Here is an 11711-nt window from a genome sequence, read left to right as displayed (position 1 = left end):
GGGGAGATTTCCGAGTCCATGGGGCTCGCGCTGAAGTATCTCGAGCAGGCGGGCGAGATCCTGCGCCACGTCAAGGAGTTCGTCTGCAAGCACAAGCCCGACAAGGAACCCGAGAACATCAACGAGGTGATCCAGGACGCGCTCTCGTTCCTGAATTTCGAGGTCCGCCGGCACGACGTCAGCGTCGACCTGCGGCTGCTGCAGGACCCCCCGCTGGTGCCGCTATGCAAAGTCGAGATTCAACAGGTGTTGTTCAACCTCATGAAGAACGGCATGGAGGCGATGACGGGCCTGCCGCCCGGGGCGCGCAAGCTCGTCATCGGCAGCGAGATCGTCGATGAGGGCGGGGCGATGAAGGTGTTCGTCCAGGACCACGGCACGGGGCTCGAGAAGCGCTCCGCGAAGCGCGTGTTCGAGCCCTATTTCTCCACCAAGCCCGACGGGATGGGTATCGGTTTGACGATCTGCCGCTCGATCGTCGAGTCGCACGGCGGACAGCTTTCGTTTTCGAGGATCGGCAAGGGCGGGTCACGCTTTCAATTCACCTTGCCGATGTAGGGAAGGTCGGCGCCGGCACGAAGACCGAAGAGTCTCGGACGGCGAAGACCTTGTGAGCGAGGTGGGTGTCCGCTCGTCGGGCGGGCTGATTTGGCTGTCGATGCTTACGAACAGTCACTGCCTCGACTGAAAATGGGCGTCCCGGCCCCCGCGGTAACGGCCAATGCTTACTTGCAGCGGGCCTGCCGGCGCCCTCCAAGGTGCGCTTCACGTTGTTTACGCTCGACCATCGCCTGGCCGGAGGTCAGATCGGAGAGCTGTCGCCAGGCGACAGCGAAGTCGTTCGCGCCTGGCTGACCGCACTACTCGACGAGGTGCGGCCCTGAAAGGGGCAACGTTCAATTGAAGCAGGGCCCGGAGTTTCTCACCCTCCGCGAGGGCACCTGCTTTATTTTCTACTCCGTATTTCGTCATCAGATCCGCGTATTTCGCTGGTCGGTGGCGGGAATCGAGGCAGGCTGGTTGGAGTTTTCCAGAGCTTCAAGGCGATAATCGCACTTCCAATGCGACGGAGGAGGAGGTTCGCGATGCCTGCAATGCCCGATGTGGAATCCGTCAAGGCGCTGCTGCGGCAGGTGATCGATCCGGAGGTGGGGGTCAATATCGTCGATCTCGGACTGGTATACGGTATCGACATCACGCCCGGACAGATCTCTATCCGCCTGACGATGACCTCGCCGGCCTGCCCCATGGGCGACATGATCATGAGCGACATCGACGCTGCGCTCGACGCGGCCCTGCCGCCCGAGATCGGTGTCGTGGTCAATCTCGTGTGGGATCCGCCGTGGACCCCGGAAATGATGAACAAGGATGCGCGCGGCCATTTTGGTTGGTGAGGATGCGCTGCGAGATTGACGGAGTAGGGGATACGGAGGTGGTGCGTCGTGCGTTCTGATCCGAGGCTTGTTCCGCGCGTGCTGTCGCTGGTGCTGGCGATGCTGTCACTCGTGGTCGGGGTCGGCGCTGGCTTGGCGCGGCTGGGCGCAGACGTTCCCGCTCTCGCATCGGCGCTGGCCGGATGGCATGCCGCGCTGATGGTGTGCGCATTCTTCGGAACGGTCATCGGACTCGAGCGCGCAGTGGCGCTGGGGCGTCCCATCGCTTACCTGGGACCGTTGACGTCGGGGCTTGGGGGCATCGTGCTGCTCGCCGGCTTGCCCCTGCCGTGGGCCCAACTGCTGTTCGTCCTCGCGTCATTGGTGCTCTTTGGTGGGGCGGTTGTAGTCGTGCGCCGGCAGTCGGCCCTGTTTACGCGGACCCTGGCTGTCGGGGCAGCGTGCTGGCTTGTCGGGAACCTCGCCTGGGTTGCAAGCGGCATGATCCAGTCTGCGATTCCGTGGTGGCTCTCATTTCTCGTCGTGACGATCGCAGGCGAGAGGCTCGAACTCACCCGCTTTCTGCCTGTACGGCGGGAGGCCGCGCCACTCTTCCGCGTCGCCGCCGTGACAACGCTCGGCGGTGCAGTGGCAGCCTGGTTCTCGCCCCTGGGGCTCGTGTTGTTCGCAGCGGGCCTTTTCGCGCTGTCGCTGTGGCTGCTGCGCTACGACATCGCACGGCACAACGCGCGGCAGCGCGACCTCGTGCGCTACATCGCGCTGTGCCTCCTGTCCGGATATGCTTGGCTGGCCGCAGGCGCAGTCATCGGGCTCGCAGGCGGCTTTACGCCGGGACATCCGCTGCGCGATGCGGGCTTGCATGCGGTCACCCTCGGTTTCGTGTTCGCGATGGTGTTCGGCCATGCTCCAATCATCTTTCCGGCCATCGCCCGGGTCAGGATTCCCTATCATCCGGTGTTCTATCTGCCCCTCGTGCTGCTTCACCTCTCGCTGGCGGTGAGGACTGCGGGAGCGCTTGCCGGCGGCGATGCGGCGCCCTTGTTGCGGATCGGCGGCTTGGCCAATGCGGCGGCACTCCTGGTCTTCATCCTGACGATGGTGGTGAGCGTGCTGCGCGGCCGTCGGGCCAGCCGGGGCTGATACCCGGGCGAGCCTGAGTTCTCGGTTCGCAATGTCCCGGTAACGCGTTCACGGCAGGGTGGCGGGTGCAGCGCCAATGTTTACGGGGTCGCGTGCGCGGACACTGCGGCTGCGTTGCGAGATGTTTCCCTTGCGGCGCACACAGGGCGGGGGCGCGCACGACAGCTGCTAGAATTGCGCCCTCCTGGTTCCACAGCATGAATCCTGTCCAAGAAATGAAGAAAATCGAGTCGGCCTTCGAACACATGCTCTTCGCCAGCCGCTGGCTGATGGCGCCCGTCTTCTTCGGGCTGATCCTCGCGCTGGTGGTGCTTCTCGTGAAGTTCGGGAAGGAGGTCTGGTTCCTCTTCAGTCACATCATGAGCGCGACCGGGGCGGAGATGATCATCGGGGTGCTGTCGCTGGTCGATATCGCACTGATCATGAGCCTGCTCATCATCATCATGTTCAGCGGCTACGAGAACTTCGTGTCGAAGATGGAGGATCTGCATTCGCATGCCGACCGTCCCGAATGGATGGGGCATATCGGTTTCTCCGACCAGAAGATCAAGCTGATCGGCTCGATCGTGGCAATTTCCGGTATCGAGCTGCTGAAGGCCTTCCTGAACGTCGAAAACGTGAGTGATCGCCACCTCGCATGGATGGTCGGGATCCACGTGACCTTCCTGGTGTCCGGCGTTCTCTATGCCTTGATGGATCGCCTGCAGGGCAAGGGGCACTGACCCGCTGCGTCCGCGCGCCGGGTTGCAGCGGAGCTTGATGCCGCAGGATCGGGGTGCTAGACCTGCAGGCGTTCGAGCAGTTCGCGTTCGATCTGCAGGATCTGGCCGTCGAGTGCGAGACGCGGGCCGCTGATCAGGAAGGTGTCCTCGGCGCGCTCACCCAGCGTCGCGATCTTCGCCGTGTGCAGGCGGATCTCGTGACGTGCGAGTACCTCGGCGACCGAGAACAGCAGGCCGGGGCGATCGGCTGCGACGAGCGAAAGGATGAAGTGCTTGCCCGGATCGTCGGGCTGGATGCTGATCTGCGGGGTGATCGGGAAGTGCCTCATCTGGCGCGAAAGCCTGCCCTGCGTGGGGCGGTCCGCCGGTCCCGGATGTTTCAGCCGTTCGGCCAGTTCATGCTCGATCAGCTGGATCACGTCACGATAATGCGAGGCGTTGCCCGGATCCTGCAGGATGAAGCTGTCGAGCGCGTAGCCATGACGCGTCGTGTGCACCTTGGCGTCCAGGATCGAGAAGCCGAGCCGGCCGAAGAACCCGGTCATGCGCACGAAGAGATCCTTCTGGTCGGGCGTGAACACCATCACCTGCACCCCCTCGTCGCCCTCGAGCACCCGGGCCTTGACGACGGGTTCTTCGCTCTGCGGACGGAAGTAGAGGATGCGTGTGTGCCAGGCGATTTCTTCCGCGGAATGGCGCATGAAGTAGACCGCGTCGAGCTGCGTCCATAGCGTTTCCTCGATACCCGGGCGCAGGCCGTGGTAGCGCAGCAACTCGCGGGCGTCCTCCTGCCGATCGTCCAGTCCGAGCGCCTGCTGCGGCGTCGCGCCGCGCAGCAGGCGCTGCGTGGCGAAGAACAGGTCTTCGAGCAGTTTCCCTTTCCAGCCGTTCCAGACTTTCGGACTCGTGCCGCGAATGTCCGCATGGGTTAGCAGGTAGAGCGCGGTCAAGCGTCGTTCGGTCTGAACCGTATCGGCGAACCGACGGATGACATCGGGATCCGTCGTATCCTCCTTCTGTGCGACCTGCGACATCGTAAGATGGTGTGCGACCAACCACACGACGAGTTCGGCGTCTCCCGGCGGGAGACTGTGGTGATCGCAGAATTCACGCGCGTCGCCCATGCCGAGCTGGGAATGGTCTCCGCCGCGTCCCTTCGCGATGTCGTGGAACAGGGCGGCGACGTACAGCAGCCAGTGCCGCTCGAATCCCAGCATCAGCCGTGTCATCAGCGGGTATTCATGCGCGTGCTCGCCCATCGTGAAGCGGCGCATGTTGCGCAGGACCATCAGGATGTGCTGGTCGACCGTGTAGACGTGGAACAGGTCGTGCTGCATCTGGCCGACGATGCGCCGCCACGCGGGCAGATAGTGGCTCAGGATGCCGTACTGGTTCATCCGCCGGAATTCATGCACGATGCCGCGCTTCTGCTTGAGTAGCTCCAGGAACAGCGCGCGGTTGGCCGGGTCGGCGCGGAAGGCCGCGTTGATGCGCGTGCGGTTCAGCCACAGCGCACGCAGCGTCCGCGCGGTCATGCCCTTCAACTCGGAGCGCTGCTGCAGCAGCAGGAAGCATTCGAGGAGCGCCACCGGGTGGCGCTCGAAAGTGTCCTCGCTGCGGATGTCGAGCAGTTCGCGAACCGCCTGGAAGCGCTCGTTGATCACGAAGGCGGCGCCGCCCCGGCTGGGAAAGATCTCGGCGCCGTAGTTCTGCAGCAGGATGGTGTTGGTCTGCGTGATCTTCTTCGCGTTCACGTAGTACCGCTGCATGAACACTTCGGAGGCGCGCTTGGCCGCCGTCGCCTCGATGCCGAACGCGCGCGCCAGCTTCTCCTGATGATCGAACAGCAGGCGATCCTCCGTGCGGCCCGTCAGATAGTGCAGGCGGATGCGCACGTGCTGCAGAAAGCGCTCGATGCTGCGCAGTTCGCTCGCCTCCGCGCCGGTGATCAGGCGTCGCCGGGCGAGATCGCGCCAGTTTCGCCCGAGTCCGGCGGCGCGTGCGATCCAGCCCAGCATCTGCAGGTCGCGCAGCCCGCCCGGGCTCTCCTTGCAGTTCGGTTCGAGCGCGTAGGGCGTATCGTTGAAGCGCGCGTAGCGGTTTTCCTGCTCGAGCTGTTTTGCCTTGTAGAACGTGAGCACGTCGAGCTGCGCCCGGTAGCGGCGCGCGAATTCCTCGAACAGTTGCGCGTTGCCGTCGAGCAGCCTGGCTTCCAGAAGGTTGGTCTGGACGGTGATGTCTTCCTCGGCCGCCTCGAGGCACTCTTCGAGGGTGCGGACGCTCTGGCCGATCTCCAGGCCGACGTCCCACAACGCGCCGATCAGGGTGCTGATGCGCGCCTGCAGCGGGCCGTCGGCGGGAGCCGGCAGAAGCACCAGCAAATCCACGTCCGAATGCGGAAACAGTTCTCCGCGTCCGTAGCCGCCCACGGCAAGCAGCGCGACTTCGCGGGGCATGGCGCACGCACGCCAGAGGTGGAGGATCGCCTCGTCGACCAGGTGCGCACGTCCCTTGAGCACGGTCGACGTCGCCGGATGGGCTTCGTAGGCGGCGCGTATGCGCGCACACCCGCTCGACAGGTGCTCGCGGGCATGCGCCAGCGCCGCCTGGAAGTCATCGATCGACATGGCGCTCATGGCTTCCCCGGGGCGTTCGAACTTAGCGGATCAATGGCGCGGCGATTGCAGGGGCGGGCGGGCACCCCGGCGACAGCGTCAGGACTTCAACGCCTGTTTCGGTGACGAGCACCGTGTGTTCCCACTGCGCGGAAAGGCTGCGGTCCTTGGTGACGATGGTCCAGCCGTCGGGAAGTTCCGAGATCGCGGCCTTGCCGGCGTTGATCATCGGCTCGATCGTGAACGTCATGCCGGTCTGCAGCTCGGGGCCGGTGCCGGCCTTGCCGTAGTGCAGAACCTGCGGCTCCTCGTGGAACTTGGCGCCGATGCCGTGGCCGCAGAATTCGCGCACCACGGAGAAGCCGTTGCCTTCCGCGTGCTTCTGGATGATCTGGCCGATGTCGCCGAGCCGGCCCCCGAGCTTCACGACCGAGATGCCCAGCCACAGGCATTCCAGCGTCACCTGGCAAAGGCGCTTTGCGAGGATGGATCCATCGCCGCCGACGATGAACATCCGGCTCGTGTCGCCATGGTAGCCATCCTTGATCACCGTGATGTCGAGGTTGACGATATCGCCCTTCTTCAGCGCCTTTTCGCCGGGAATGCCGTGGCACACCTGGTGATTGATCGACGTGCAGATGGACTTCGGGTAAGGCGCGTATCCCGGCGGTGCATAGTTCAGCGGAGCGGGAATCGACTGTTGTACGTTGACCATGTACTCATGACAGAGCCGATCGAGTTCGCCCGTGGTGACGCCGGGCTTGACGAAGGGTTCGATGTAGTCGAGCACTTCGGCCGCGAGCCGGCCGGCAACGCGCATTTTTTCGATTTCGTCGGGCGTTTTTATGGTGATGCTCATCTTTCGGGGGCTGGCAGGTAAATAAGAAAGGCTAGCGCATGGCGGACGCTGCGGCAAATCGGATGCGGCCGGTCACGCCCGCCCGCACCGGCCGGAATCTCGATCTTGAGCGGGGTCATACGAACCTGCTATCATTACCGGCTTGTCTGCCAATGGTGGCAGGCAAAATCCACACGCCCGGCAGAATGCCGTGAGGGTCCGTCGAAAAGCCATGTGCTAGGGACGGTTCGGGTCATCCAGGAATGACCATGCCGGGCGGAGGCTCAACCCTTAAAGTTCGGAGTAACAAATGTCCGTCACGATGCGTCAGATGCTGGAAGCCGGCATCCACTTTGGTCACCAGACCCGCTTCTGGAATCCGCGCATGGCCCCCTACATCTTCGGCCAGCGCAACAAGATCCACATCGTCAACCTCGAGAAGACGATGGTCAAGTACAACGAAGCGATGGACTTCGTGCGCAAGCTCTCCGCCAATCGCGGCAACATCCTGTTGGTGGGTACCAAGCGCCAGGCTCGCGAGATCATCGCCGAGGAAGCCGGCCGCGCCGGCATGCCCTTCGTTGACGAGCGCTGGCTCGGCGGCATGCTCACCAACTTCAAGACCGTCAAGCAGTCGATCAAGCGCCTGAAGGACATGGAAGCGATGGTCGAGGACGGCTCGATCGAGCGTCTGTCCAAGAAGGAAGCGCTGATGGCCTCGCGCGAAATGGAAAAGCTGCAGAAGTCGATCGGCGGCATCAAGGACATGGGCGGCCTGCCGGATGCGCTGTTCGTCATCGACGTCGGCTACCACAAGATCGCCATCACCGAAGCCCAGAAGCTCGGCATCCCCGTCGTCGCGGTGGTCGATACCAACCACTCGCCCGAAGGCATCAACTACGTGATCCCGGGTAACGACGACTCGTCCCGCGCGATCCGCCTCTACGCCCGCGGTGTCGCCGACGCCGTGCTGGAAGGCCGCAGCCAGGCTCTGCACGACATCGTCGCCGCCGGTTCGGACGAATTCGTCGAAGTCGACGAGTCGTCGTCGGGCGAGCAGGCCTGAGTTTTCTCGGCCCTGGAAACAGGGCCGATATGCTTACGAATTTGAGGAGTTAGCATGGCGGAAATCACCGCAAGCATGGTCAAGGAACTGCGCGAGAAGACCGACGCGCCCATGATGGAATGCAAGAAGGCTCTGACCGAGGCTGCCGGCGACATGGGCAAGGCGGAAGAGATCCTGCGCGTGAAGCTCGGCAGCAAGGCCACCAAGGCAGCCTCCCGCGTTGCCGCCGAAGGCGTCGTCGCGATCAACATCAGTGCGGACGGCAAGCTCGGCAGCATGCTCGAGATCAACTCGGAAACCGACTTTGTCGCCAAGAACGACGAGTTCCTGAAGCTGGCTGCCGACTGCGCATCCCTGGTTGCCGAGCGCAACCCGGCCGACGTTGCCGCCCTGTCGGCCCTGCCGCTGGGTGACGGCACGGTGGATTCCGTGCGTTCGGCTCTGGTGGGCAAGATCGGCGAGAACATGACGCTGCGCCGCTTCGTGCGCGTCGAAGCCAAGGGTCGCCTGGCGTCGTACATCCACGGTGGCTCGAAGATCGGCGTGCTGATCGACCTCGTCGGTGGCGACGAGCAACTGGCGAAGGACCTGGCGATGCACATCGCCGCAGCGAAGCCGAAGGCCCTGGACTCTTCCGGCGTCGCGGTCGAACTGATCGAGTCCGAGCGCCGCGTTGCGCGCGAGAAGGCCGCCGAGGACGCCGCCAAGTCCGGCAAGGCGATCCCCGAGGATATCCTCGCGAAGCGCGTCGAAGGCTCGGTGCAGAAGTTCCTGAAGGAAGTCACGCTGCTCGGCCAGCCCTTCGTCAAGGACGACAAGCTCACTGTCGAAGCGCTGCTCAAGTCGCGCAACGCCTCGATCGCGAGCTTCACGCTCTACGTCGTGGGTGAAGGCATCGAGAAGAAGGTGACCGACTTCGCCGCCGAAGTCGCCGCCCAGGCCGCTGCCGCCAAGAAGTAAGAGGTCCATGATGAGTGTCGCCGCCTACAAGCGCATCATGTTGAAACTGTCCGGCGAAGCCCTGATGGGCGACGACGCGTACGGCATCAACGAAGAGGTGGTCAGCCGCATCGTCGCCGAGATCGCCGAGGTCACGCACCTCGGCGTGCAGGTCGGCGTGGTGATCGGCGGCGGCAACATCTTCCGCGGAATGAAAGGCGCTGCGTCCGGCATGGACCGCGCCACCGCGGATTACATGGGTATGCTCGCAACGGTGATGAATGCGATGGCGCTGGCCGACGCATTTCGCCGTGCCGGCGTCGAGGCTCGCGTGCAGTCGGCGCTGCGCATCGATCAGGTCGTCGAGCCGTATATCCGTGGGCGCGCCATCCGTCACATGGAGGAAGGCCGCGTCGTCATTTTTGCTGCCGGTACCGGCAACCCGTTCTTCACGACCGATACGGCCGCCGCGCTGCGGGGGTCGGAAATGGCCGCGCAGATCGTGCTGAAGGCGACCAAGGTCGATGGCGTCTATACTGCCGATCCGCACAAGGATCCGCTGGCCAAGCGCTACCACCGCATCAGCTTCGACGAGGCGATCGGCCGCAATCTCGCCGTGATGGACACCACCGCGTTCGCGCTGTGCCGCGACCAGAAACTGCCGATCAACGTGTTCTCGATCTTCAAGCCGGGTGCGCTCAAGCGCGTCGTGATGGGCGAAGACGAAGGCACGCTGGTTCATTCCTGAGGATTCGAGAATGATTGCCGAACTCAAGAAATCGACCGAGCAGAGGATGCACAAGTCGATCGAGGTTCTGAAGGCCGACCTGAGCAAGGTGCGCACCGGTCGCGCCCATACCGGTCTGCTCGATCATGTGATGGTCGAATACTATGGCAGCCCGGTTCCGATCAACCAGGTCGCCAACGTCACCCTGATCGACGCACGCACGATCGGCGTCCAGGCATGGGAAAAACCCATGCTGGGGAAGATCGAGAGAGCGATCCGCGACAGTGACCTGGGCCTCAATCCTGCCAACATGGGCGAGATGCTGCGCGTGCCGATGCCGGCCCTGACGGAAGAGCGCCGTCGAGACCTGACGAAGGTCGTGCGCCACGAAGGCGAGAACGCCAAGGTGGCCGTGCGCAACCTGCGCCGCGACGCCAACCAGCAGCTCAAGGATGCGGTCAAGGACAAGGCGATTTCGGAAGACGACGAACGTCGCGCCCAGGACGACATCCAGAAGCTCACCGACAAGAACATCGCCGAGATCGACAAGCTGCTCACCCAGAAAGAGCAGGAACTGATGCAGATCTGATCCGTTCGGGATCGGATCTGACGGCGGGATACAACGCGGGAGACGCATGATGGCGCGTAAACCCTTTACCAGCTCCACGCGCGAAATCCCGGAGGTATCCGGCGTTCCGCAGCACGTCGCCATCATCATGGACGGCAACGGACGCTGGGCGCGCAAGCGCTTCATGCCGCGCGTTGCCGGTCACGGCAGGGGCGTCGAATCCGTTCGCGCGGTGATCCGGGCCTGCATGGCGAAGGGCGTGTCCTACCTGACGCTGTTCGCCTTCAGTTCGGAGAACTGGCGCCGCCCCGCCGACGAAGTCTCGTTCCTGATGCAGCTCTTCATGCGCTCGCTGCAGAAGGAAATCGATCGCCTGCATGAAAACGGCATCCGCTTCCGCGTAATCGGCGATCTGTCCCGATTCGAGCCCGGCCTTGTCGACATGATCCGTCGCGCTGAAGCGCTGACCGCGGGCAACGACCGGCTGACGCTCACGATTGCTGCGAACTACGGCGGGCGCTGGGACATCCTGCAGTCCGTCGAGCGCATGCTCGCGAAGAATCCCGAGCGCCGGTCGGGGTTCACGGAAGAGGAGTTGAGCGCGGAGCTGTCGCTCAACTACGGCCCCGAGCCGGATCTGTTCATCCGTACCGGAGGCGAGCAGCGGATCAGCAATTTCCTGCTGTGGCAGCTCGCCTATTCCGAACTCTACTTCACCGACACATTGTGGCCGGATTTTGACGAGAAGGCGCTCGACCTGGCGATCGCGTCCTACCAATCGCGCGAGCGCAGGTTCGGCCGTACCAGCGAGCAGCTGTGCGAAGCCGAAAAATCCGCGACACAGGGAGAGGCAAGCCGGGATCCGGCGGACCATGCTTAAGACCCGCGTCATCACCGCATTCGTGCTGCTGGGCGTCCTGCTCGGGGCGATCTTTTTTCTGCCGCCCGCAGGGTGGCTGGCGTTTGCCAGCCTGATCTGCGGCGGGGCGGCTTGGGAGTGGGGCGGGCTGGGCGGGTTTGCCCGCGCGCAGCGTGCGGCGTTCGCGGCGTTGATGGGCGCCGCCTGCCTGCTCCTGGGGCTGGTTTCGGGACTCGCGGGCGATACGCCGCGACCGCCCTTCGGGCTTTTAGGCTTCTATGCCGTCAGCGCCGCATTCTGGCTGGCTGTCGTGCCGTTCTGGCTGAAGCGGAAGTGGCGGCTGCAGGGAACCGCGAGCACGGTGCTCGTCGGCCTGATCGTGCTGCTTCCGCCTGCGCTGGCGATGGCGCACCTGAGAGCGGTCAGTCCGCTGCTGCTCCTGGCGGTCATTGCGGGCGTGTCGGTCGCGGACATTTCGGCCTACTTTACCGGGCGTGCATTCGGGCGGCGGAAGCTCGCGCCCGAAATCAGTCCGGGAAAAACCTGGGAAGGAGCCGGAGGTGCCGTGGCGGGCGTCGTGATCTTCGGTGTGCTCCTCGCGCTGGGCGCCTCGCTGGAATTCGCGCGTACTCCGCTCGTCGTCGTGCTCTTGCCGCTGCTGGCCGGATTCACGGGCGTGAGCATCATCGGCGACTTGTTCGAGTCCCTGCTGAAGCGGCAGGCCGGACTGAAGGACAGCGGCACCTTGCTGCCTGGGCACGGCGGCATCCTCGACCGCATCGACAGCCTCACCTCAACCCTCCCGCTGGTGGGGCTCGCGGCCCTCTGGCTTGCAATCTGATC

General features: G+C 64.0%; 12 protein-coding genes. 10 read left to right on the top strand and 2 right to left on the bottom strand.

All coding sequences use genetic code 11. The features are described from left to right. The 4 genes from F464_RS0122115 to F464_RS0122100 all read left to right on the top strand — a co-directional run. On the top strand, positions 1-558 hold a 558-nt coding region (locus F464_RS0122115), incomplete at its 5' end, for a sensor histidine kinase (RefSeq protein ID WP_157354074.1). 527 nt (positions 559-1085) lie between these two features. After that, positions 1086-1394 carry a metal-sulfur cluster assembly factor gene (locus F464_RS0122110; protein ID WP_026296225.1) on the top strand — a complete coding sequence of 103 codons (309 nt, stop codon included), beginning with the start codon at positions 1086-1088 and terminating at the stop codon, positions 1392-1394. Between the two features lie 48 nt (positions 1395-1442). Then, positions 1443-2534, top strand: coding sequence for a hypothetical protein (locus tag F464_RS0122105; protein WP_040395690.1), 1092 nt, complete (start codon positions 1443-1445; stop codon positions 2532-2534). 215 nt (positions 2535-2749) lie between these two features. Beyond that, a complete protein-coding gene (locus F464_RS0122100) occupies positions 2750-3256 on the top strand; it encodes a TIGR00645 family protein (RefSeq protein WP_018992041.1) in 507 nt (168 codons plus the stop codon). Between the two features lie 56 nt (positions 3257-3312). On the opposite strand, the gene F464_RS0122095 is transcribed toward F464_RS0122100, so the two are convergent. Both F464_RS0122095 and map read right to left on the bottom strand, forming a co-directional pair. Then, positions 3313-5892 (bottom strand): [protein-PII] uridylyltransferase, encoded by a 2580-nt coding sequence (locus F464_RS0122095; RefSeq protein ID WP_018992040.1) that lies wholly within the window; start codon positions 5890-5892, stop codon positions 3313-3315. Between the two features lie 22 nt (positions 5893-5914). Further along, complete coding sequence (gene map / locus F464_RS0122090) at positions 5915-6730, bottom strand: type I methionyl aminopeptidase (RefSeq protein WP_018992039.1); 816 nt, start codon at positions 6728-6730, stop codon at positions 5915-5917. 289 nt (positions 6731-7019) lie between these two features. On the opposite strand from map, the gene rpsB reads away from it, so the two are divergent. Genes rpsB through F464_RS0122060 form a run of 6 tightly spaced genes read left to right on the top strand, consistent with a single transcriptional unit; the run spans position 7020 to position 11709 of the window. Next, complete coding sequence (gene rpsB / locus F464_RS0122085; protein ID WP_018992038.1) at positions 7020-7775, top strand: 30S ribosomal protein S2; 756 nt, start codon at positions 7020-7022, stop codon at positions 7773-7775. Positions 7776-7829: 54 nt separating this feature from the next. Then, complete coding sequence (gene tsf, locus F464_RS0122080; protein ID WP_018992037.1) at positions 7830-8735, top strand: translation elongation factor Ts; 906 nt, start codon at positions 7830-7832, stop codon at positions 8733-8735. A gap of 10 nt (positions 8736-8745) precedes the next feature. Then, on the top strand, positions 8746-9462 hold the full coding sequence (gene pyrH / locus F464_RS0122075) for a UMP kinase (protein ID WP_026296224.1): 717 nt from the start codon (positions 8746-8748) through the stop codon (positions 9460-9462). 10 nt (positions 9463-9472) lie between these two features. Beyond that, positions 9473-10030, top strand: a complete 558-nt coding sequence (frr, locus tag F464_RS0122070) for a ribosome recycling factor (RefSeq protein ID WP_018992035.1) — start codon at positions 9473-9475, stop codon at positions 10028-10030. 49 nt (positions 10031-10079) lie between these two features. Continuing rightward, a complete protein-coding gene (gene uppS / locus F464_RS0122065; RefSeq protein WP_018992034.1) occupies positions 10080-10889 on the top strand; it encodes a polyprenyl diphosphate synthase in 810 nt (269 codons plus the stop codon). After that, positions 10882-11709, top strand: a complete 828-nt coding sequence (locus tag F464_RS0122060) for a phosphatidate cytidylyltransferase (protein WP_018992033.1) — start codon at positions 10882-10884, stop codon at positions 11707-11709. Before uppS ends, F464_RS0122060 begins: the two co-directional genes overlap by 8 nt. Positions 11710-11711 lie beyond the last annotated feature (2 nt).

Source organism: Aromatoleum toluclasticum ATCC 700605 (assembly GCF_000378245.1).
GTDB classification, from domain to species: Bacteria; Pseudomonadota; Gammaproteobacteria; order Burkholderiales; family Rhodocyclaceae; genus Aromatoleum; species Aromatoleum toluclasticum.
Note: the sequence above shows the minus strand (reverse complement) of the source record. Positions and strands in the feature narration are given on the sequence as shown.